Source organism: Chryseotalea sp. WA131a (assembly GCA_025370075.1).
GTDB lineage: Bacteria > Bacteroidota > Bacteroidia > Cytophagales > Cyclobacteriaceae > ELB16-189.
In genome coordinates, this window is the sequence record CP073016.1 from 69,679 (window position 1) to 93,520 (window position 23,842).

Annotated in this window: 24 protein-coding genes; 17 read left to right on the forward strand and 7 right to left on the reverse strand. The window is 40.4% G+C overall.

Annotated elements, in window-relative coordinates; all coding sequences use genetic code 11:
• The first annotated feature begins 59 nt into the window (after positions 1-59).
• Complete coding sequence (locus tag KA713_00300) at positions 60-1,787, forward strand: M3 family oligoendopeptidase (GenBank protein UXE67080.1); 1,728 nt, start codon at positions 60-62, stop codon at positions 1,785-1,787.
• Positions 1,788-1,809: 22 nt separating this feature from the next.
• A complete protein-coding gene (locus KA713_00305; protein UXE67081.1) occupies positions 1,810-2,229 on the forward strand; it encodes a hypothetical protein in 420 nt (139 codons plus the stop codon).
• Positions 2,230-2,337: 108 nt separating this feature from the next.
• Here KA713_00305 and KA713_00310 read toward each other — a convergent pair whose 3' ends face one another.
• The 5 genes from KA713_00310 to KA713_00330 form a co-directional block, all read right to left on the reverse strand.
• Positions 2,338-2,787 (reverse strand): MarR family transcriptional regulator, encoded by a 450-nt coding sequence (locus KA713_00310; GenBank protein ID UXE67082.1) that lies wholly within the window; start codon positions 2,785-2,787, stop codon positions 2,338-2,340.
• 58 nt (positions 2,788-2,845) lie between these two features.
• Complete coding sequence (locus tag KA713_00315; GenBank protein UXE67083.1) at positions 2,846-3,415, reverse strand: YceI family protein; 570 nt, start codon at positions 3,413-3,415, stop codon at positions 2,846-2,848.
• A gap of 92 nt (positions 3,416-3,507) precedes the next feature.
• The gene (locus tag KA713_00320) at positions 3,508-5,733 is read right to left on the reverse strand and encodes a carbohydrate binding family 9 domain-containing protein (GenBank protein ID UXE67084.1); all 2,226 of its coding nucleotides are present in this window, start codon (positions 5,731-5,733) and stop codon (positions 3,508-3,510) included.
• A 94-nt stretch (positions 5,734-5,827) separates the two neighbouring features.
• Positions 5,828-6,283, reverse strand: a complete 456-nt coding sequence (locus KA713_00325) for a hypothetical protein (GenBank protein ID UXE67085.1) — start codon at positions 6,281-6,283, stop codon at positions 5,828-5,830.
• 114 nt (positions 6,284-6,397) lie between these two features.
• Entirely contained in the window at positions 6,398-7,840 is a 1,443-nt protein-coding gene (locus tag KA713_00330; GenBank protein ID UXE67086.1) for a redoxin domain-containing protein, read from the reverse strand.
• Between the two features lie 118 nt (positions 7,841-7,958).
• Here KA713_00330 and miaA point away from each other — a divergent pair, with 118 nt between their 5' ends.
• From miaA to KA713_00360, 6 genes are all read left to right on the forward strand, one after another.
• Complete coding sequence (miaA, locus tag KA713_00335; GenBank protein ID UXE67087.1) at positions 7,959-8,861, forward strand: tRNA (adenosine(37)-N6)-dimethylallyltransferase MiaA; 903 nt, start codon at positions 7,959-7,961, stop codon at positions 8,859-8,861.
• Between the two features lie 170 nt (positions 8,862-9,031).
• Positions 9,032-10,318 carry a glycosyl transferase gene (locus tag KA713_00340; protein UXE67088.1) on the forward strand — a complete coding sequence of 429 codons (1,287 nt, stop codon included), beginning with the start codon at positions 9,032-9,034 and terminating at the stop codon, positions 10,316-10,318.
• 26 nt (positions 10,319-10,344) lie between these two features.
• A complete protein-coding gene (locus KA713_00345) occupies positions 10,345-11,754 on the forward strand; it encodes a lipopolysaccharide biosynthesis protein (protein ID UXE67089.1) in 1,410 nt (469 codons plus the stop codon).
• Between the two features lie 26 nt (positions 11,755-11,780).
• Positions 11,781-12,542 (forward strand): class I SAM-dependent methyltransferase, encoded by a 762-nt coding sequence (locus tag KA713_00350; GenBank protein ID UXE67090.1) that lies wholly within the window; start codon positions 11,781-11,783, stop codon positions 12,540-12,542.
• A 17-nt stretch (positions 12,543-12,559) separates the two neighbouring features.
• Entirely contained in the window at positions 12,560-13,423 is an 864-nt protein-coding gene (locus KA713_00355) for a hypothetical protein (protein UXE67091.1), read from the forward strand.
• Positions 13,424-13,500: 77 nt separating this feature from the next.
• Entirely contained in the window at positions 13,501-14,475 is a 975-nt protein-coding gene (locus KA713_00360; protein UXE67092.1) for an FkbM family methyltransferase, read from the forward strand.
• Here KA713_00360 and KA713_00365 read toward each other — a convergent pair.
• Positions 14,472-15,632, reverse strand: a complete 1,161-nt coding sequence (locus tag KA713_00365; protein ID UXE67093.1) for a hypothetical protein — start codon at positions 15,630-15,632, stop codon at positions 14,472-14,474. The two genes, KA713_00360 and KA713_00365, sit on opposite strands and share 4 nt — an antisense overlap.
• A complete protein-coding gene (ruvC, locus tag KA713_00370; GenBank protein ID UXE67094.1) occupies positions 15,629-16,228 on the reverse strand; it encodes a crossover junction endodeoxyribonuclease RuvC in 600 nt (199 codons plus the stop codon). The genes KA713_00365 and ruvC overlap by 4 nt, the downstream gene beginning before the upstream one ends.
• Positions 16,229-16,337: 109 nt before the next feature.
• Between ruvC and KA713_00375 the strand changes: the two genes are divergently transcribed.
• From KA713_00375 to KA713_00415, 9 genes are all read left to right on the forward strand, one after another.
• Entirely contained in the window at positions 16,338-17,447 is a 1,110-nt protein-coding gene (locus KA713_00375; GenBank protein UXE67095.1) for a glycosyltransferase, read from the forward strand.
• 51 nt (positions 17,448-17,498) lie between these two features.
• Positions 17,499-17,858, forward strand: coding sequence for a hypothetical protein (locus KA713_00380; protein UXE67096.1), 360 nt, complete (start codon positions 17,499-17,501; stop codon positions 17,856-17,858).
• A gap of 55 nt (positions 17,859-17,913) precedes the next feature.
• Positions 17,914-19,134 (forward strand): PP2C family protein-serine/threonine phosphatase, encoded by a 1,221-nt coding sequence (locus KA713_00385; protein ID UXE67097.1) that lies wholly within the window; start codon positions 17,914-17,916, stop codon positions 19,132-19,134.
• Positions 19,134-19,592, forward strand: a complete 459-nt coding sequence (locus tag KA713_00390; GenBank protein ID UXE67098.1) for a hypothetical protein — start codon at positions 19,134-19,136, stop codon at positions 19,590-19,592. Before KA713_00385 ends, KA713_00390 begins: the two co-directional genes overlap by 1 nt.
• Entirely contained in the window at positions 19,593-20,273 is a 681-nt protein-coding gene (locus KA713_00395) for a polysaccharide deacetylase family protein (GenBank protein ID UXE67099.1), read from the forward strand.
• 88 nt (positions 20,274-20,361) lie between these two features.
• A complete protein-coding gene (locus tag KA713_00400) occupies positions 20,362-21,420 on the forward strand; it encodes a hypothetical protein (GenBank protein ID UXE67100.1) in 1,059 nt (352 codons plus the stop codon).
• Between the two features lie 104 nt (positions 21,421-21,524).
• Positions 21,525-21,878, forward strand: coding sequence for a diacylglycerol kinase family protein (locus tag KA713_00405; GenBank protein UXE67101.1), 354 nt, complete (start codon positions 21,525-21,527; stop codon positions 21,876-21,878).
• Positions 21,878-22,657 (forward strand): TatD family hydrolase, encoded by a 780-nt coding sequence (locus KA713_00410; protein ID UXE67102.1) that lies wholly within the window; start codon positions 21,878-21,880, stop codon positions 22,655-22,657. Before KA713_00405 ends, KA713_00410 begins: the two co-directional genes overlap by 1 nt.
• Before the next feature lie 42 nt (positions 22,658-22,699).
• Complete coding sequence (locus KA713_00415) at positions 22,700-23,764, forward strand: asparaginase (GenBank protein UXE67103.1); 1,065 nt, start codon at positions 22,700-22,702, stop codon at positions 23,762-23,764.
• The last annotated feature ends 78 nt before the right edge of the window (positions 23,765-23,842 follow it).

Genomic DNA, 23,842 nt, shown 5'->3' on the forward strand with positions numbered 1-23,842 from the left:
AGCAACCAGTATCAAGTATCCATCATCTCTATTATCTTTCGCCTTTAAATATACAAAACATGAGCGAAGTGATTGAGATACCCAAGCGGCCTGCAAGAACTTTTTTACCAGAAAACTTCAGCGTTACCAATTGGTCGGATTTAAAACCCTATTTCGATAAATTGTTAGAGCAGCCCATTACTTCGGCTGCCGATTTGAAGACATGGCTTCAGCACCGCAGCGAACTAGAGTCCGTCATCAGCGAAGAAGGAGGCTGGCGCTACATCCGCATGACATGCTATACTGACAATGAAGATTACACCAAAAGTTACCAAGATTTTGTTCAGCAAATTCAGCCAGAGATTGCACCCTATTCAGATTCATTGAATAAAAAAGTGTTGGAGTCTGCATGCTTAAAAGACTTGGAGCATGAGTCGGGCTATGGTATCATGATTCGCAATTTGAAAAAGGAAGTGGAGTTGTTTCGGGAAGAGAATATTCCGTTGGTGACCGAAATTACCACCGAAACGCAAAAGTATGCAGCAATCTCTGGTGCGATGATGGTGGAGCTAAACGGACAAGAGCTCACCCTCCAACAAGCGGGCGTTATTTTACAATCGACTGATAGATCCAAGCGAGAGGAAGTGTATCACAAAATATCTGAGCGAAGACGAACGGACAAAACGACCTTAGATGATTTGTTTACGAAACTGATTGGACTTCGCCATCAGGTTGCGTGCAATGCTGATTTTGAAAACTTCCGCGATTATATGTTTAAAGCATACGGGCGTTTTGATTATACCCCAAAAGATTGTTTTGCGTTTCACGAAGCCATTGCATCAGAAGTGGTGCCGATTTTGAATGAACTGTCCATCGATAGAAAAGAAAAATTGAAGGTAAGTCAACTTCGCCCGTGGGACAAGGCTGTGGATGCCGAAGGGCGCGAGGCGCTCAAAGCATTTACCGATGGAAGCGACCTTACTGAAAAGTCGATTCAGTGTTTTCAAAAGTTAGATCCATACTTGGGCAATTGCCTTTCAGTGATGAAAGAAATGGGGCACTTGGATTTGGAATCGCGGAAGGGAAAAGCTCCTGGCGGCTACAATTATCCTTTGGCGGAAATTGGCGTGCCGTTTATTTTCATGAACGCCACCAGCACCATGCGCGACATGACGACTATCATGCACGAAGGCGGCCATGCAGTGCATAATTTCCTGACCAAAGACTTAGAACTCAACGATTTTAAGTCTCCCCCGATGGAAGTGGCCGAGTTGGCGTCCATGTCGATGGAATTAATTTCGATGGATCAGTGGCAAATTTTCTTTTCGAACGATGACGAACTAAAGCGAGCCAAGCGCGACCAACTGGAAGATATTATTGAGACTTTGCCATGGGTAGCCACGATTGACAAATTTCAACATTGGATTTACGAAAACCCTGCACACACCACCGAGCAACGCAAAGAAAACTGGAACCGAATATTTGACGAGTTTGCTGATACTGTTACCGATTGGAGCGGATTGCAAGAAGCCAAGGATTACTTATGGCAAAAGCAGTTACACTTGTATGAAGTGCCATTCTACTACATTGAGTATGGCATGGCACAGTTGGGTGCTATTGCTGTATGGCGCAATTTCAAACAAAACAAAGCGAAGGGATTGGAAGGGTATATGAATGCGTTAAAGCTTGGTTACTTGAAATCAATACCAGAGATTTATCAAGCCGCGGGAGTCAAATTTGATTTTAGCAAGAGTTATATAGAGGAGTTGATGGAGTTTGTAAGGGCAGAGCTAAAAAAGCTTGATTAGCATAAGTTTAATAGTTTAGTCGATGGCAATGATTAAAGGCGAGTATAAAGTTGATACTGAGCGAATCCGCATTTTCTATAGGAAAGGTTTACTTAGAGCCATCAAAATTAGTGGGGCTGTTTGTTTGATTTTTATTTCATCTATTCTATTAATAATTGAAGATGGGCGTGTAGTAAAGATAGGCAAGGGTTTAAGAACTGTAACTATTAATTACAGTGATATTGGCAGAGTAATTAAATTGTCAAACGGAATTGTAATTGTAAAACGAGGTTTTTGGCCAGTTTTTAACCTCTACTTTAGGTATAGTAGGGCTACAGATCCATTAACTTTTTTGAAGAATGTTATTTTTATCCCGATTATGATTCAAAATTATGAAAGAATCAAAGGATACTTTATAAACAAAGAATATCTTTTGTCAAGAGAGGATAAAAACCAAATTTGAGGAATTTTAGATGATTTAAAATGCTCAGGCGACTGCATAAGCAAGGAGAGGTCTTTAATTGAATTCTTGTCTACTGCTTACTGCTAACTGGCTACTGCCTACTCTTAACTACCCTCTACTCTTATCCAATAACTGACTCAACTGCTCTGCCTCTTTTGCGCTCAGGTTCATCACATCGTTATCTGTCTGGTCCATTTTTTTGTCGATTTCGGCAAGCAAATCAAGGCCAGATTGAGTAATGATAACATCGGCTGCTCGCTTGTCATTGGGGCACTGACTTTTTTCTATCAGTTTTTTGACAATCAGTCGATCCAATAGTCGGGAGACGTCCGAGTTTTTATCAATCATACGGTTTTTGATTTCGGCACCCGAAATTTTGGTCGGATGTTGTCCACGTAAAATCCGGAGGATGTTGAATTGTTGGTTGGTTATGCGGTACGATTTAAAGAAGGCATTGTTTTTATCGATAAGCCAATTGGCTGTATAAAGCAGATTGATGACTGCCTTTTGGTGGGCGTTACGAAATTTTGGTTGCTTTATTTCGTCTTCTATTTTCATTTCCTAAAAAAAATCCACGGCTAAAAGATAGCCGTGGATCTATTTTGTTTTATTTCGATTAGTCTTTTGTAAACTCTGCGTTAGCTGTGATAACCACTTCTTCACTTAACATTGCACTGCCATATTTTGCTCCGAAATTGAAATCAGATCTTTTAATTGTTCCTGAAACTTTAAAGCCCGCCACTGTCTTTTTGTTATAGGGGTGAGCTACAGGGCCATTTACTACCACATCTAAAGTTACCGGCTTGGTTACACCGTGCATAGTAAGGTCGCCAGCCAATTTGTATTTTTTTCCGTCAACTTTAGTTAAAGATTTACTTTTGAAAGTAAGGTTTCCGAATTTCGGTGCATCAAAGAAATCCTCATTCTTTAAATGCTTATCACGGTTTTCGTTGTTGGTATTAACGCTATTTACGTCTGCAGAAAATTCCACTACTGCATCACTGAAATCTTCTTTTGCCGATGTTAGTTTTGCATCGAACGAGTTAAATGAACCCTCTACATCAGAGATCAATAGGTGGGTAATGCTAAATCCAACTTTTGCGTGAGCTTTATCAAGCGTCCAGGTTTGTGCCATTGCGGTGCTCGCTACGAACAGGGCAATGATTAGAGTATTTAATTTTTTCATAGTTATTTGATTTTTGTGCAATGATAAACGAAGTTGATAAATATATGTTTAAACATATATTATTTTTTTGTTAACATACTGATTATCAATAACTATAAATTTAGCCAATAAGTAAACTTAAGAACAATGGCCCTAAGTTTTGGCTGCCAACTTTGGTATTGAACACCATCTTTGAACTCATCGCTAGCGAAATAATTATCGGTGTAAGAGATAAAAAGATCGGAAACGGGTCTAAAGCGCCACTGCAACCTTGAGTTAATATTGATGTTATTAATCTGATTATTATACTGCACAAATGTTGTCCAGAATAAGCTACGCGAAAAAGTAAAGTCAAAGCGAGGGCCAATCAAAATAAGGTCAGCGCTTTTGTAAGGTGCCGGCAAGTTTATCTTGTTATAACTAAAATTGAGCGAAAGCACAGCATAGGGTTGCGCACGATAGTTAAGGGTGCCCACCAAATTCAATCGTGTTCCATTAAAGTATTCTCCTGAACGAGTAGAGAGATCAAAAAATAATTTCTTGCGAGCATCCGAAGTGAAATTAGCGACAATTACTTTGTTGGTATAATCAGTTCCCTTTTCTAATTCAAGTCCTTTGGTGTTGGTAGGGTCGAAAGCCGAAAATAAGTACACATACTCTTGCCGAAGCCGAATACTGAATTGGGCAGTATTTTGAAATCGGATTCGGTACATGAAGTTAAAATCGTAGTCTGTAGTACCATACTTTTTGTTTCCAATCACATCAAAATCCAAACCAGGGCCGTGGCTATTGACTACTTTTGATTTTGGATAGAAGTTATACCAAATGGTGGGAGCCAATCGGAGATAATCTTTTCTACGCGCGAATCCAACCTCAGGATTGTAATTCGCACCAATGTTCATAGCCGTTCCAGAGATATCCCAGCGAAGGGTATTGTAGGCGAGCCTTGTCGACATTGCAAATGCAGAGTCAGTTTGTTCGTTACTTATTGACCTGTGATAATAAAACTTCCCATTCCAACGGTTGTCTTTACTCGCCAGGTTATAATCAAGGCCAATAACCCGGTTGTATTTTTGTGGACTGATTAAGAAATCGCCTTTGACGGAGTCTTGAAAGGCTTGTTTGTTAATGAAAATCATTCCAATGTTTGATCGGGCAAAAACTTTGCGTTGAAAGGTAGCAACAGTGTAATTGGTGGATGGAAGCTTGTTTGCCTTATCCTCGCCTCCCTGCATTGAAAGCAAGCCTACACGCAAATTGTTGTTTACCTTACCACTGAGCCGCGCACCAAAATAGATTGGATTTTCAATGTTCTGCCCGGTGTTCTGATCGCGCGTAACTCCAATCCTACGGGAGAAGAAGGGCCGCATCCCTTCTCCACCAAAATCAGAAAACAGGTCTGCGTTTTCTAAGAAAAATTGCCTTCGCTCGGGAAAGAAAATTTCAAAGCGATCCAAGTTTGTTACCTGCTGATCGACTTCTACTTGAGAAAAATCTGGATTAACAGTGAGGTCTAAGTTTAGCGCTGGGCCGATGGCAACCTTTGCATCACCGCCAATAGCACTTGCTTGGTCAGGTGGTTTCCCCACTACAAAATCTTGGTTGTTGCGCGTGGCCAAATAGGGAATGATCGAAACATTTCTTCCGGGCTTATCTAAGGGCTTGTCCCAAATTAACTGCCGCATAAATGCCAATGCAATCAACGGAAAATTTCGAGGGATTGGAGACCATGTTGACCGTTCGGCATTTTGGCTATCAATACGATAAAAATTGATGTTCCATGAGCTTAGCCCATCTTTATACCGAATTGATTGGAATGGAATCGCGAACTCGCATACCCAGCGGTCTTCCAACATCTGGGCTTCCGAAAACCATTTGTTATCCCAATTCAACGACAGGTCACTTTGGTTGGTGCTGCCCCCGTTGGCGACTAAGCCTTCGCGCTGCACCCCAAACGGATTGATACCAAATTGAAACGAGTTGGTATTGTCTTTAAACGTATCGAACTGCACCACAAACGAGTCGTTGGCTTCGCCTCGAAAATCTCTGCGCAGCGAGGGGGTCACATATTTGCGTGGCCCCAAATTGTGCATGGTAGCGAACACATAGATGAAATTTTCATCGTAGGTCATGCGCACTTCCGTTTGTGATTTGGCATACGAAGAATCGAACGGAAAAAACTGCTTGAACTTGGTGGCCACTTCCGAATCTTTCCACACGGCCTCATTCATCTCCGCATCGATGGTCATTTTTTCGCTTGTCTTTTTAATGTGCAGGCCTGGCAATTGTGCCGAAGAAACCAATGAGCAAAAAAGAAAGCCGATCAGTAGATATTTCACAAATTCGAATGACTACGAATCTACAAAAGTGCTAAAAAAGAATTTGTGCAAGGAATGAATTTGATAGAAGGGTGATTTTTAATGTGGTACGCAGCTACTTTACGCGTCCCCGTCCTGCCTCCATCACCGCATAATCGCGAGCTATCTGAAATGAATCTGAAGCTAAGTGCTCAGCGGCAGGGCCTGTTTGTTCAGGTACAAACCCACCTTCGCTGGCCCACCATTTTTTCGCATTCTCGCGAGCCACGGTTTTGTCTACTTCAAAGTAGTTGATGATGGAATCAGAAACTATCCACGGCTTGGCAATGGTGGCATATTTATCAAAAATCATGGACCGCATTTGCGTGCCGCTCGGTTGGTTCTTAAAATGTGAAACTGTGTACGACATGGTTTCGGGTTCGGTCATCACCATGTCCCAATACTTTTTAGATGTAATCACATCTTTGGTCGTCAATAAATAGCCAAATCCATTTTCAATGGGTTCTTTGGTAATCTGGCAAGTGGCCTTTAATTCTTTCTTTTTTTTACCAAACAATGACATCAGTGACATGGGTAGTAGGTTTTATCTAGTAGATACTCCAAAGTAACCAAATAGTTGCACTAAAGGATGTAAAAAGTTGTAACGAATGACATTAAATGTTACTATAAAGCCTTGAAGTGTAGATTACGACCCCTTACCCTGGGCCTTTTTCAACTTCTCAATTTTCTCATGTTTGCTCAAAAACTCATCCAATTGCTTTACCGGCAGTTTTTTGGCAATGATTTTCTTTTTGTCATCTAAAATGTAAATGGTAGGCGTGGTTTCGGCATGATAGAGCTTCATATAATGCTCTTTAATATAGGTGCGAGGCCCGTTTACGGTAATCCAAGGGGTTTTAAATTCTTTGATAAAGTTCTTCATTTTAGCCAAAGAACTATCCTGTGCTACAGCAAACACTTCAAAATTGTATTTTGCTTTGCTCTTGGTGTAAAACTCTACCAGCTTGGGTGTTTCTTCTCGGCAGTGGCCACAATCCGGATCAAAGATGTATAAAATGGTGTACTTATTTTTGATGTCATACATCGAGCGTGGCTGCAGGTTTTGATCTTGCATGATCAGATTGGCACCCGTGCGGCCAATCATGCTTGAACGGATTTTATCGGCATGATCTTTTAAATTTTTCTTCACAGGCGAGGTAATCCAAAAATCCATTTCGCCAGAAGCATAATATTTGTCATACAGGTTGACAAACACTTCATCGAGTCCCATAATTTCGGGCTGTTGGTACATTACCATACAGTTGTAGATAAAGTATTTGTAGGTCTCTTGATTTTTTTTGGTAATCGCTGCCAATTGGTTGATCACTTTGGTGATGGTATCGGGGGCGGGCAAAAAGAGTTTTTCTAAGTATTCTTTTACTTTTTCTTGATAAAAAGGGCTAGGCATACGGATGAGTGCATCATCAGCTAAATCGAAGTTATCAAAGAAGTGCTGACGGTAATATTTCAATTGAAAAGTGGAGTCTATGCTGCCATCGGCTTTTTTAGGTGGGGCGGGAACATCGATTTGTTTGGTGGCTTTCAATAAACGGGCAGTAAGAGAAGTGGGGTGCTTTTCAATGACGGCCGATTGATACGCCATTACCTTATCATTGATTTTAGAAAATTCTTCGCGGGCTGCTTTTTTCTGTTCATCTTTAAGTAGGCTATCTTGAAGGATTTTGATAAAGGGCTCTGCTTCTTGCCTTCGGTCACCCAGAAATAGCAGGTTATCAAAGTACAGTTTATTGTCTTCATCATTTTTAACCACCATATTTTTGATGTAATCATCAGCGTTGGTCTCTAAAGCAAAGAAGGTATTTTTCCCGACTACAAAATCAAACAGCTTCGTTTTGTTCAATACCAAAAAGTAAACGCCTTGCGCCAATGGTTTTTTGCCATCAAAAACAAACTGCCCACCTTTTACTTGGGCAGTATCACGCAGGTGCGTGCTTTCTCCATAATAATTGCCCAAATAGGCCGTGGTATCTTTCCAACCCTTTATCTTAAACTCGATTTTGTATAAATTCTGCGCGTAACCGACACTTGAAAAAGCAATTAACAGAGACATGAATGCACTTCTTCTCATAATTTTCAGATTAACGTACAAATTTCAGCAATAAGTTGATTCAATACAATCGCAATTAATAGGCCAAGATAGGGGGTGGTAACAGATAAAATTCTTAATGGTTTGTTAATTTATATTTTTGTGTGTGCAGAACAGAAAGTTGATTGTTATCGTTGGTCCCACTGCCGTGGGTAAAACCGCTTTGGCCATTCGCGTGGCTAAACAGTTGAAAACGGAAATTCTATCGGCCGACTCAAGGCAAATTTATAAAGAGTTGGAAATTGGTACAGCCAAACCTACCGCAGCTGAGTTGGCCGAGGTGAGTCACCATTTTATCAATTCACATTCTATTCAAGAGACTTTCAACGCAGCCAATTTTGGAATACAAGCATCAAAATTATTGGAAGAACTGTTTCATCAGCATGAATATGTAGTGGTATGTGGAGGTTCAGGATTGTACATAAAAGGATTGTTAGAAGGGTTTGATGAGATGCCGCAAATGCAGAATGGAGTAAGGGAAAAAATTATTCACGCATATCAGCAAAACGGGTTGGCTTGGCTCCAAGATCAAGTAAAGAAACTGGATCCTGCTTATTTTGAAATCGTAGATGTACAAAATCCGCAGCGGTTGATGCGCGCATTGGAGGTGATTGAATCAACGGACAAACCATTTACGGCTTGGCAGCTAAAATCTAAGAGAATATTGCCCTATCAGGTGATCAAGATCGGCTTAGAATTGGAGCGAGATCAGTTGTATGCCCGGATTGATGCCCGGATGGATGCCATGATTGAGGGTGGGTTGTTTGAAGAGGCAGCCAAATTTTATCCGCAAAAGCAATTGAATGCATTGCAGACGGTTGGCTATAAAGAGATCTTTGATTTTATGGATGGATTGTATGATAAGGCAGAAGCAGTCCGGTTATTGAAAAGAAATTCAAGGCACTATGCGAAGCGACAACTTACTTGGTTTAAACGCGATGAGGAAATTAAATGGTTTGGTTCTGCTGATGCTGCTTGGGAGTTCTTGGTAAGTGGTAACTAGTAAGTGGTGGTTGGTAAGTGGTATTCGGTCATCGGTATTCAGTTTTCAGTTTTCAGTTTAGTGGTAGGTAGGCCGCGTAACGTACTCCTTAATCCTTACTACTATCTCCTAACTCCAAATATTCTGACTTCTGACTTCTTTTTAACAACTTTGAGATTCTAATTATTCACGTGAACAAAGTTTTAATTGTAACTTATTACTGGCCTCCCTTTGGCGGAAGCGGTGTGCAGCGCTGGCTAAAGTTTGTCAAGTATTTGCCTTCATTTGGCTATCAGCCATTTGTCTATACCCCTGAAAATCCATTTGTGGAAATTCAAGATGCGTCTTTATTGAAAGATGTTCCAGCGGAGGCGGAGGTTATCAAACTTCCGATTTGGGAGCCCTATCAATTATTTCATAAATTCAGCGGCAAAAAGAAGCAAACTGATTTTGTGAGTACGGGCAAAACCTCCTTCTTCCAGAAAGCGGCCTTGTTCGTTCGCGGTAATTTTTTTATTCCCGATGCCAGAAAGTTTTGGGTGAAGCCATCGGTATTATTCTTAGATGATTTTTTAAAGAGCAATCAAATTAACACCATCATTACCACGGGGCCACCGCACAGCATGCACTTGATTGGACTGAAATTAAGGCAGAAAAACCCAACCCTAAAATGGGTTGCAGACTTTCGTGATCCGTGGAGTGAATGGGATCTGCTGGACACTTTCTCGCTCACCGATTGGGCAAGAAAACGACACCAGTTGTTGGAAAGAAAAGTATTGACTACAGCCGATGAAGTAATCACCATTGCGCCTTATCATCAACAACGGTTGGAGACTCTAAGCGGACGAAAAGTGAATCTGATTACCAACGGTTTTGATGAAGATGATTTTAAAGACATCGCACATCAACCTACTGTAAAATTTACTCTCCGACACATTGGTGTGGTTGATGAACTGCGCGATCCACGGCCAATAATGGAGGTGCTCAGAGAATTAATCAATCAAGGTCAACTATCAAAAGACGAGATTATGGTGGAGTTCATTGGTAACGTCAACTCCCGATTTGTAAATGACATACAACAAGACCAAGTATTGCATTCAATTACTTCATTTGTTCCACATCTTCCGCACAGCGAAGTATTGAAACGATACGGGACTACAGATGTTCAGTTGTTGGTATTGGCACACACCGCCATTGCCCCTGGCAATTTGCCCGGGAAATTTTTTGAGTACTTAGCTTCTGGCAATTTCATCATTGGCATCGGCCCGGAAGATGGGGATGCAGCAGCAATACTTAAACAAGTAGGCGCGGGGTCGATTATGGAACGGACCAACAAAAAAGATCTGAAGAAAATTATTTTAGAGAGATATGTCCAATGGAGAAATCCAGTTACTAAAAATAAGCTCCATGCTTCGGTTTTTTCTCGTAAGAGCCTAACGCAGCAGTTGGCAAAAATCTTAGCATCTTTGCGCGCGTGATCACCAAAAATTTCATTAAGAGCTCTATGATTTATACACTGGCGGGGGCATTGCCCATGGCCAGCGCGATCATCTTGATGCCTTTTTATGGGAGTTTACCACCCGATGTGTATGGTTCGTTCTCCATTTACCTCGGGTTTTCGTTACTGGTGCAAATTGTTGTTACCTATAGTTTTGACGCGTCTATTTATTTAAATTATCACGAGCACAAAAGCGACCCGAAATCACTCGGCATATTTGTCAGCAGTGCTTTCTTGTTCATTCTTTTGCTCAGCGCGGGCGTAGGGTTGTTGCTTGCACTGCTCGGTAATTGGATTTTTGATTTCGTATATGGAGCTGGTAAAATTCCGTTTTTACCATTTGGTGTACTTTCCGTAGCAACGGGTATATTTCAAGCAGTGTTTAAGGTGAACAATAGTCTTCTGCAAACACAGGGCAAAGCATCTACTTTTTTGTGGATTAATGTGTTCTCTTTTTCCGTCATTGCGGGTCTCACTATTCTTGGTTTGACTTTTTTACCGAATACCCTTTGGGGACCGGTGGGGGGTAAGTTGTTAGGTGCATTGATTTCGGCAGCATGGGTTTTGGGCAGTGTTTTTCGACAATTTGGTTTTCATTTTCATTGGAAGTCGTTGAAGCCAACTTTTGAGTTCAACAACTCTTCGCTGATTTATCAGATTCAGCAATGGTTTATTAACTACTATGATCGCATCATTATTTTGATGGTTATCTCAAAAGCAACCGTGGGCTATTACGATGTAGCCCTCAAATTTTTGCTTGCCATTGATTTTGTGCTAACGGGTCTAAACGCCACCATTCATCCAAAGGTGCTTGGTAAAGTTTACGACCAATCAAAAAAGTCAAGTACGGTCGAAATCAACCGATATTATAATGGGTTAACAGGTGTTGCAATTTTGGCCGTGACGGGCAGCATTTTACTTTTTCCGCCCGTGATTGAAATCTTCTTCACCAAGCCATACCAGGCGGCTATTCCGCTTATTCCATTTGCTGCATTGGTTTACTTGCTTCGGCCATTGCGCTTATGGGTGGCCATGCCCTACGCAGCGTTGAAGTATTCAAAGCCGTTGCCGTACTTTTACTTGTTGGTAGCTATTGTTAAGATCGCGTTGTTATATTGGCTGGTGCAGCAGTGGGGAGTGTGGGGAGCGATTATTTCAACAATAGTGAGTTATATGGTGGAGATTTTAATTTTGTTTTGGGGTATAAGAAATCGGTTTCATTATAAGTTTAATGCCTTTAAGTTGATAGTTGCTCCCTTATTGCTAGGGGTAAGCATTTTATTATTGGAGCCATGGTTGGGTGTTGACTACCCTTGGCAGCTTCACGCATTCTATGTTATTTTGAGTGGCTTCGTATTGTTGTGGGCGTATAGAAATGAGTTGAAAATTTTTATTACAGGTCAAATAGTAAAATAGAACCTACATATAATTGATTAATCTGCATGAATGATCTTGAATCATATTTTGTTAATAATTCTGGAAGGCAAATCTTTAAGTGGCATCATTATTTCGAAATCTATGATCGCCACTTCAAAAGATTTAGAGGTAAGGAAATCGTAGTTGTAGAGATTGGGGTTTTTCAAGGAGGCAGTTTACAAATGTGGAAAAATTATTTTGGATCTGCCGCAAAGATTTATGGCATTGACATTAATCCACGGGTAGAAGAATTACGTGAGGAAAACATTGACATTATTATTGGGTCTCAATCCGATAAGAATTTTCTGAGAAAACTGAAAAATGAACTTCCGCCAATTGATATTTTGATAGACGATGGAGGCCATAAGATGAAACAACAAATTTTTACCTTTCAAGAGTTGTTTAGCAAAGTAAAACCAAATGGTGTTTATGTGTGTGAGGATTTAGCCACCTCTTACCACTTGGGTTATGGAGGAGGATATAAGAGAAGAGGCACATTTATTGAATTCTCAAAGAACTTGATTGATAAACTAAATGCATTTCATTCTGAGCAAAAATCATTTCAGGTGAATCAATTGACAACGTCAATTGATTCCCTTCACTATTATGATAATGTGTTGGTGATTGAAAAACGACTAAGAGACAAACCGATAGCAACAAAAACAGGCGTACCTGTTTTGGGCGATGATACAACCTTTCCCACAAAAGGTTTTGCCTATGATGTTTTGTATTTCGTTAACAAGATTTTGCAATTCTTGAGGTTGCCAAGTTTTAAGCTTAACAAATAGTATTTATTGAGTTTAAAATGAATTTTTCACACTTCTTACTCACTCAATTCAACCTAAAATATTCCCCCAAACTTTCAGAGGAATCATACAAGGAATGGATAAGTTGGACAAGAAATCGGATTGAACTATTCAAGAATTATTGCCTTCCTTCAATTTTAAATCAATCAAACAAGGAGTTTATGTGGATTATCTTTTTCGATAAAGATACCCCATCCGAATTTTTTTCATTCAAGAAGGAGCTTGAACGCTATGATTTTATCAGAATCTGCTATTTGAATGGAATGGAGGATTTCTTTCTTAATTATATAAAGGAGGTAAAGAACTACGCAGAGCCCTCGGATCAATGGATAATGACCACTCGACTGGATAATGACGATATGCTTCATCGCGATGCCATGAAACTAATCCGGGAGAATTTTATTCCAAAAGATAAATTCATGATTTCATTGGCGTCAGGCTATGTATTGGACATAGACCGAAAAGTGTTATCACATTATTTTTATCCAATGTCTCCTTTTATCTCCTTGGTTGAGTCTCTGTCAAATTCTCCTGTTGGTATTTTTGTAAAGCCGCATACTCAATGGAATAACCTCCGACTGTTTGTATTTAACGAAATCTATTTGGATATACTTAATCCAACGAAGAGATTAGCCCGATTTATTTTGGAAAAACCAATGTGGATCCAAACGTTTCATGGAAAGAATGTTAGTAATAGTTTTTACCGGGGCCTCCCGGTGCGTAAGGACAAAGTGCTAAATGATTTTGGAATTGGCCTAACTTCCGTGGGAATGAAATTGAGGGAGTTGCCAAAGTTTGCCAATTATGTAATATGGAAACGATATTTGAAATCATTCATAGTTAAACTCATTCTTCAAAAGTAGATATGTCATTTATAGGCCGAATTTTACAGTCAAATTTCCCAAAAGTTTATACAATTGTAACTTCTGGTATAAACAAAATGATCTTACGCTCTCGGCCTTACTCGATATATATTACAGATGGGTTGGGAGGTAGCTTCAAAGATTATCTTGTGAAGTACGATATGCCTCTTAAAATCAACTTGCTTAAACGCGACCTTGATCCGGAATCAATTGATCTTGTTGATGTGATAACAAAAAGGGTAATGAACTATCCCGATGAAGGTAATAAGCAACGCATACAAAAGAATGCTCCGATTATTGGTGGGTTATTGCCGGTAGAGACAAAATCTTCTCAGCAATCTATGCGACAGCAAATTCATATAGAGACAAAGGAAATTCGTTTACCAACTCAAATGATGGAAGAGTCAGTTTTTTATTTTTATCATGGCTTGCGGCTACTGCCAACCAAGGTAATTGAGTCCATTAGAGGTCAGCATTTTATTGATGTGGGGGCGTATATTGGGGATTCTGCCATTGCGTTATATAAATATCAATACAGCAAAATATTTTCCTTAGAGATTTCTCAAAAGTCAATCGATAGATTTCAATTGAACCTGCGCAATAACAAAATCCCATCAGAAAGATTTTTGGTTATTAATACAGGAGTGGCATCTTCTGATAAAGAACCACCCATTCAAATGTTTGATACGGGTTCCGCTGGATTTAGTCCCTATCGGATAACGGGTAGGTATGATAAGATAGAAGTGCAAAGGAAATCAATTGATTCAATAGTCAATCAATATTCAATCGAGCCGAAATTCATAAAAGTAGATATTGAAGGAGCGGCCATGGACTTTGTGAAAGGAGCTCAGAAAACGTTGTCAAAATTTCGTCCTGTTTTATCAGTTGCCATTTATCATAACCCTATCGAATTCTTTGAAGTTAAGCCAGCGCTGGAACAATTACTTATGAATTATACTTTTTTGATCAGGAAGTTATCATCGCAGGTAAAGTTTAATCAGATTCATTCAGAAGTTGTGCTTTTAGCTTATCCTAATGAGTTACTAAATTAGTCTTTTGTAATTTTTTGGTCAATTAAACTTGCCACAACTGATAAGAACAAATTTCTGTTCTTTTCGGCCGTAAGTTCTATAGCTGCTGTTCTTGTTTGTTGCTTTAAATAGCGTAGCTTTTCTGCGGTAAGAGTATTTAGCTTTGCCGCTAATGTCATCGGTGTGAAGTCTTCTGATACAACTCCAATATCATACTTGTTCACAATCTCTGCCATTTCGGGTGTTGGGCCAATCGCAATGGCCAACTGCGCCTGAATGAAGTCAAATAGCTTATTCGGCAACGTGTTGGCGTAGTTGAAATTAACAGGTGGCAATAAAAAAACGCCAATGTCATACTGATTGATGAATGGCACAATCTCGCTGCTTTTGAGGGCAGGCAAAAAACGAATTCGTTTATCGTTACTTGCCAGCGATTTTAGGTAGTCGATATACCCTTTTGTTTTGTTCGAAGCACTGGGCGGCACTATCAGCATTAAATCAAGCTCAAAGCGTTCGTCCAAGTGTTTCATCATCTCAATCATCAACTCCAATTTGCGAGAGGGTGTGGAACCACCGTGATGGATCATCCGTATTTTTTCGGTTACGGGGCTTGGTTGAATAGCATAGTACCAATTCGCATTCGTAATAACGGTAGGTTTTACGCCAAAATTCTTTTCGTATTCAACGGCCAATCCTTTTCCAACGGTGGTCATGGCCGCTACTTTGGGAATATATTTCTTGCACAGATAAGTATTGAACCCTTTGAAAAAAATCCGCCAACTTAGGCGATCCTCGAAATGCCGGGGGGCATATTCGTGGGCGTCAAATAAAACTGGAGTACTTGAATAAAATTGAAATGCCCAAGGCAACGATTCAATATCGTTGGCAATGACCAAATCAAACTTTTTATTTAGTAGCAAACTTTGTGCTTGCTTGGATGGGTGTAAGATTCGGAAAGCCAGATTATAAAATCGGGCAACTAATAAAAAAGCAGAAACAATTTTCTTGAAAAGACCTAGTACCGGTTTACTGATTTTTATAAACTCGTATCCATCATTTTCTTTTCCACCAAAAGCCAAAACATACAGTTTGTAATTTTCTTTAAGAAAAGCAATTTGCCTGGCTACTCGGGCATCGTGCTGAATATCTGAAAAGACGATAATGAGTATCCGCTTCATTTCACAACAGCTTTTAATCTCTTAGGATTCTCCTTCAAAAAGGCACCCCACGATGCAACTTTTTTTCGATTGCTGGCTGCAATCCCTTTGGAATAGTGATGGCAAACCGCTACCGCCAGTGCATCGCTGGCGTCTAATAGTTTGGGCAATTCTTTGATTGAAAAAATCTGCATCAGCATTCTGGCTACTTGCTCTTTGCTGGCATTTCCATTTCCGGTTACGGATTGCTTTACTTTTTTAGGTGCGTATTCAGTAATGGGCACTTCTCGGTAAAGTGCGGCAGACATCGCCACCCCTTGCGCGCGCCCAAGCTTGAGCATAGATTGAACATTTTTCCCGAAGAAAGGAGCTTCTAGCGCTACTTCATCCGGCTTGTATTCGTCTACCAGCCCGAGCACACGGTCAAATATTTTTTTAAGCTTCAGCGCATGGTCGCCATACTTGCCCATGTTGATAACACCATATTGTAAAAGCGTTAATTGATTGCCTTTGATAAGAATGATGGCATAACCCATTACATTCGTGCCGGGGTCGAGCCCTAAAACAATTCGCTCCTTTGCAGACTTCAGGTTTTCTTTGATTGTTTTTTTCTCCATTTTGCTGGGCAAGTTATAGTTATATGACGCTTTTACAAAACAAGGTTAGCCAAAACAGGCGAGTAGGTTGCCCTGCCAACGGCCAACTGCCAACTGCCGACTATTTCCAATGACTCTCTACTTTTTAATCATATTCGGAATCTACTTCGTGCTCGTGCTTGCCTTTCTGGTTGGCTGGTTTATAGCGATTCAATCCGATACCAAAAATTTAGTTGAGGGGCGTTTCATCACCGTCATTGTGCCGTTTAGAAACGAGGAGAAATGTATTTTAGATTTACTTAACTCCATTGCCAAACAAACCTATCCTCCAAATTTATTTGAAGTGATTTGTATAGATGATGATTCTACTGATGCTTCGAAATCAAAAGTAGAACTCTTCTGCCAGCAACATTCAAATTTTAAATGTATCCAGTTGGGTGATGGAATGGTTGGGAAAAAGAAAGCCATCACGCTGGGCATACTACAAAGTAAGGGAGAGCTTATCGTCACAACAGATGCAGACTGTACGGTAAGTCCTCAATGGTTGGAAAAGATAAATTCAAAATTTTCAAATCAAACCCAGCTATTGATAGGTGCCGTTAAAATTGAATCGAACGGTACTTTCTTTTCGAAATTGCAGGCCACGGAGTTTGCCAGTTTGATTGGGTCAGGTTTTGCCACATCGGCCTACCAATTACCCACCATGGCCAATGGTGCCAACCTAGCCTTTCGAAAGCAAGCATTTGATGAAGTAAATGGCTATGCGGGAAGTTTTGAGATTGCTTCGGGAGATGACGAGCATCTGATGCGTAAAATTAAAATGGCTTTCCCTAATTCCATTCAGGTATTGGCACAACCTGAAGCAATTGTTTCAACCCAGCCACAACCTTCTTTGAATGACTTTGTTCAACAACGTGTTCGGTGGGCTGGTAAGTGGAAGTTCAATCAATCGGTCTTTACTCGACTTTTGGCGGTATTTGTTCTACTATTTCAAGTTAGTTGGTTGGCACTGATTTTATTTTTTGCTTTTGGAAAAACGAACTCACAAGTGAGCATGGGATTGATTCTTACCAAAATATTTCTGGAGTTTCTTTTTTTATATGCCGTTCAGTTGTTTCTGAAAATGAAATGGCAGTGGATGCCTTTTTTTGCGTTGCAACTTCTTTACCCGATGTATGTTGTGTTTGTGGCGGTTAGATCTAATTTCCTCCATCCAAATTGGAAAGACCGAACGGTTTAGGTTGTATTTTTTTCATTCAAATTGTTTACCTTCGATAAAATTTCAATTCCTATGAAATCTGAGGAGAGAATCATTGAGCTTTTGGCAGAATGTCTGAAAAAAACTGATCAACTTCTTGATAGGATGGATCGTACTGACAAAAGCGTTGAAATAATGAGCAGAGCGCTTGCGGAAGACGGCATAAAATTTAATCAGATGAACGAAAAGTTCAATGAGATGAACGAGAAGTTCAATGAGATGAATCAGAGATTTGATGAGAGGAATCAAAGATTCGAAGAAAAGTTCACGCAAATGAATAGCAAATTTGATACGATGAACGAAAAATTCGACATCATAAATCAAGACATCAAGATTATGCTTGGCGAACTTATCTCTCTTTCAAAAAGAGTGTCTGTTATAGAAGAGAAGTAGCAAAGAACATCAAATTACCCTTTCTCGTACCAACTTCGCTTCGTATTTTTACACCATGCCCGAAGCTGCCCTACGTAAAAAATTAGAAAAGAAAGAACTGGAACTCAATTCTTTGCTGGAGATAACACAGGCTATTAATAATAACGTTTCAGAAGATTCCCTTTATAAGATTTTTAAGTTCACCCTCCGTTCAAATTTGCAACTTACCAAGTTGGCTCTTTTTGTGCGCGATCAAATTTGGAATTGTAAAGTAAACTTTGGCACCACGGCCAACTTTATGAAATCGAAGCTGGACAGCCGTTTTGAAATGGTGAAGCGCATCCACCAGATGACGGAGTTTGAACAATGCCCATTCCACGAGTTTGACATGGTCATCCCCATCGCGCATAAAGGCGAAACACTTGCATTGGTTTTTGTGGGTGGATTAAACCATCAACCCAATTCACCAGAGTTGGAAGAGAACGTGAAGTTTATTCAGGCACTAAGTAATATCATTGTGGTGGCCATCGAGAATATGAAGTTGGCCAATCAACAACTACAACAAGAAGCCTTTCGCAAAGAATTGGAGATCGCCAGCGATGTACAGCAGTTTCTTTTTCCAGAAAAATTACCAAATACCGAACACCTAAAAATTGAAGCCAGTTATTTGCCTCATGATATTATTGGTGGCGATTATTACGACTACATCCCCATCAACAAGAATCAATTTTTGATTTGCGTTGCCGATGTCAGTGGTAAGGGAATTCCTGCCGCACTGATGATGAGTAATTTTCAAGCTTCGTTGCGAACACTATTGCGACAAACACCTAACCTCACTGAAATTGTGGAAGCACTTAATTACCAAGTGTTCGACAATGCGAAAGGCGAAAAGTTCATTACTTTTTTTGGGGCGATTTACGATATCAATTTGCGAACAATGGTCTATGTCAATGCTGGCCATAATCCGCCCCTATTATTCGATAAGAAAAACGGTGTGCGATTGCTTGAAGACGGCAGCACGGTGCTTGGTGCCATGCAGTCGTTGCCTTTTATCAACGAAGGTTTTATTACAGATTTGGCTGAATTTACGCTATTGGCCTATACCGATGGTGTAACAGAAACTAGCAACGATGAGGGAGTCGAATTTGGCCAACAGGCTTTGATTGATTATTTTGAAATGAATAACCAAAAAGAGTTGAGCACCATCCACCAAGACATTATTGTACAGCTAGATGGCTTCAAGGGCCGTAATAGCTACCGCGATGATATCACCTTGTTGACTTGTCGAGTTGAGTGATGAACAAAGCCCCCTTAAGCAGAAACCAAAAACTAATTCTACTGATCCCGCCTTTGTGGGCAAGCCTATTTGATATTGTTGTTACCATTGTTCATCAGCCTCAGGAATATTGGAGTGGCAAACTAACTGCCGCCAACGAAGGCAATCCCATTGGTAAATTTATGATGACCAATCATGTCAGTGGTATTTTTATCATATCTATATTCTGGTTAGCACTTATTGCTGTGTTGGGATATTACCTATCAAGAATGCTGTCACGAATCTTTCTTGTTTTTGTTTTGATTGTTCATTGTTGGGCTGCCTCCACTTGGATAAGTCCTCGATATGGATTTTGGTCGGTCATTGTTTTAATGGCTTTCAATTCGATTTTGTTTTGTTGGATGGATGCGTTAGTAGCTAAGAATCACAAATCACCAATCCCTGCCCAGCGCCTCGCAGGGACAAATCAACAATCATAAATGCTTATATACCGCACCCCTTCCTTCCTTCCATGGATATTCTCCAATCTTCTATGGCGAGTGGAAACCAAAGCCAAAGAAATTTATCTCACGTTCGATGATGGCCCCATACCCGGCCCAACTGAATTTGTGTTGGATACATTGAAGCAGTTCAATGCCAAAGCAACTTTTTTTTGCATTGGTGAAAACATTAGTAAGCATCCAGAAATATTTCAACAAGTTATTATCGAAGGCCATGCCGTAGGCAATCACACCTTCAATCACATGAAAGGATGGAGTACTTCTACAGAGAAATATGTTTCCAATGTGGAGCTGTGTGCCAATGAAATCAGAGAGAAGTTACCAATTGCTGGTTACCAATTGCCTGTAACCAGCAACAAGCAACTTGAAACTAGCCTTCTCTTCCGTCCTCCTTACGGTCGAATTCGCCCAAAGCAAATTAAAATGTTGAAAGGGAAATATCAGATTGTGATGTGGGATGTGTTGACTTCCGATTACAATATATCACAATCGCCAGAAGGATGTTTGAAAGGCAGCATCAAAGCCACCCGACCTGGGTCAATCGTTGTGTTTCATGATAGCCTAAAAGCGGAGCGAAATATGAAATACGCATTGCCGAGATATTTGGAGTATTTCGTGAGGCAGGGTTATATTTTTAAGGAATTAGCAGACAGGAGATAGTAGGTAGGAGATTTTTGCTACTGAATACGCTTACCAACCACCACTTACCAATGACTACTGACCACGTACCAACAACAATTCATCGACCTTGAAAACCCTAATCACTCCACTCGACTGGGGCCTCGGCCATGCCACACGCTGTGTACCTGTTATTCGTGCACTGATGGATAAGGGGCATGAGGTGTTTGTTGCATCGAGCGGAAGTGCATTGATATTGTTAAAGCAAGAATTTCCTACGCTTCAATTTTTTGAATTACCATCTTATAATCCAATCTATTCTTCCAAGAGTTGGTTAGTTATAAAGTTGTTGAGTCAAGTATTCAAATTTGTTAATGCGATAAAGAAGGAGCATCGGCAAATTCAACACTTAGTAAATGAACATCATTTTGGTTTGATTATCTCCGACCATCGATATGGTTGCTATTCGAAAAATGTAAAAAGTATTTTTATCACCCATCAAGTTAACTTTTTGTTTTCTGGATTTTGGAAATGGGGAGGATGGTTAGTGAATCGATGGCATCATACAAAAATGAAAAATTTCCATTCAATTTGGATTCCTGATTTAGCCGATAGCTTTCTTTCGGGTGGTCTATCAAAATCGAACTTAGAAATGGTTACGTTCATTGGGCCGCTCTCCAGATTTTCTATTCCTGTAGAAAACTCTCAAAAAAAATACGATTTGTTGGTTTTGATTTCAGGGCCAGAACCACAGCGAACTATTTTTGAAAGGTTAGTTAAAAAGCAATTAGAAAAGAAAACCTTGAGGAGTTTAATCGTTAAAGGTAAACCTAACGGTCGAGAAGAGTTATCACCGGAAGCGAGTATAACAGAAGCAAACCATCTTTCTGCGGCTCAACTTCAACAAACTATTGAGCAATCGGAGTTTATTTTGTGCCGCTCGGGTTATAGCACCGTGATGGACTTAGCAAATCTTAAGAAAAAGAATGTCATTTTTGTTCCAACACCCGGCCAGCCCGAGCAAGAATATTTGGCTTGGAAGTTTAAGTCAGAGGGAATTGCCCATTCGATAGAACAAAGGGATTTAGCGATTGAGAAGGATATGAAACTGGCAAGGGGTTTTAAGGGTTTTTGTTTTTCGAGTAGCAATGACACGCTAATTAAAGCAATAGAGAAATTGGGGAGTTAGTGGGAAGCATATAGGAGTTAGTAATCAATAGACTCATTACCGCTTACTACTTACCGCTTATCGAACACCGAATACTGATTACCACTTACCAACCACCTCTCACTATGAACCACTTCTTCAAAAGTTTTCAGTATGCCTGGCAGGGATTAAAACTTGCCATGGCCGAGCAGCGGAACTTGCGCTTTCATTTGGTTATTGCTTTGCTGGTAATCGTTCTAAGTTTTGTTCTTCAAATTTCCTTTATTGAATGGTGTATCATTATTGTCTGTATAGGAATGGTCATCTCAGCAGAGCTTTTTAACTCTGCCATCGAAAAGTGGGTTGATGTGGTCAGCCCGGAGCGAAATAAAAAAGCAGGCGACATCAAAGACATTTCCGCGGCAGCGGTTTTGATATTAGCCATCATGGCAGTTATTATCGGCTGCATTATCTTTGGCAAACAGTTACTTTTGCCATAATGGACTTGAAAAACATTTGGATTGACACCCATGCTCATATTTATTTAGACGAGTTTAGAGTTGATAGAGACGATATGCTCCATCGAGCAGACGCGTTGGGTGTAAAAAGAATCTATATGCCCAACATCGACCACACCTCCATTGATGGCATGTTGGAATTGGAAGAAAAAACCAAAGGTACCTGTATTGCCATGATGGGCTTGCATCCATGTTATATCAAAAAAGGTTTTGAACGCGAACTTTACTTGGTGGAAGAATGGCTGGCGAAAAGAAAATTTTCGGCCGTGGGAGAGATTGGCACAGACTTGTATTGGGATAAGACTTTTTGGGAGCAGCAGCAGGAAGCATTTAACTTGCAGGTTACTTGGGCAAAAAAATACCAACTGCCAATTGTCATTCATTGCAGAGAATCCATTGACGAAACCATTGCCCTGCTCGAACCACTTTTGGATGGAAAATTGAAAGGCGTATTCCATTGCTTTTCAGGAACGATTGAGCAAGCAAGGAAAATTACATCCATGGGTTTTTACTTGGGATTGGGAGGAGTGGCCACTTTTAAAAATGGTGGCATGGATAAAGTGATTCCGGATTTGGACTTGGATAATATAGTGTTGGAAACGGATAGTCCGTACTTGGCGCCCGTTCCGCATCGTGGTAAACGCAACGAACCTTCCTTCATCCCATTGATTGCCCAAAAAATTTGTGAGTTGAAGAAGGTAACAACAAATGAATTGGCATCCATCACTACTTTAAATGCTACCCGACTTTTTGAACCATGATCCCGTAACTAGTATCCAGCATCCAGTAACCAACATCTAGCAATGTCCTACAAGAAAATCAATATCAACACGGCATCACCAGGTCAAGCACAAGCCAAGGTAATGATAGTGTACACGGGTGGCACGTTTGGCATGGTGCGAAACAAAGAAGGTGCACTGATGCCATTTGACTTTGCCTTGATTTTAGAACACCTGCCCACCTTGCGAAATCTGTATTTGGATTTGACAGTGGTGTCTTTTGATGAACCGATTGACTCGTCCAATATCCAACCATCGCATTGGCAAACCATCGGGCAAATCATTTTTGATCATTATGTTGAGCAAGATGGTTTTGTAGTGTTGCATGGAACCGATACGATGTCGTTCACCGCTTCGGCATTAAGTTTTATGCTACAAGGGTTAGCAAAGCCAGTGGTGCTCACGGGTGCTCAACTGCCCATCAGCGAGCCGCGTTCGGACGCGCGCGAGAATTTGATAACATCATTGGAGATAGCAGCCGCAAAAAAAAACGGACGCCCGGTTGTGCCAGAAGTCTGCTTGTTTTTTGATTATGAATTGTTGCGCGGCAACCGAAGCAAGAAAGTGGAGAGCCGCCATTTCGATGCCTTTGAATCGAGCAATTACCCTCCGCTGGCCAAAGCTGGAGTAATGATTGACTATAATAATGGACAAATACACGTTCCACAAAAAGAAAGACCATTCAAACTTCGCACCCATTTCGATACCAACGTGGCCATTCTTAAATTCTTTCCGGGGATTAGTGAAAACGTAGTCAATTCAATTTTAAAAACAGAAGGATTAAAGGCATTGGTAATTGAAACCTATGGTTCGGGCAATGCTCCAGCGATTCATTGGCTAAAGAAATTGTTAAAGACTTCAATCGACAACGGTTTGTTAATACTTAATATTACCCAATGCCCGGGCGGTCGAGTAGAACAAGGAAAGTATGAAACCAGTCAGTGGTTAAAGGAGATTGGCGTTGTCAGTGGTGCCGACATGACCCTAGAAGCTGCGGTAACCAAGTTGATGATTCTATTGGGCGAACAAGGAGTGGAAAAAGCAAAGGAGTTGATTGGGAAACCAATAGCGGGAGAGATTACTATTTAAGTAATTTTGGTATTCGGTATTCAGTGTTCAGTATTCTGATTACCGCTTACCGACCACCGCTTACCTACAATCAAGCGC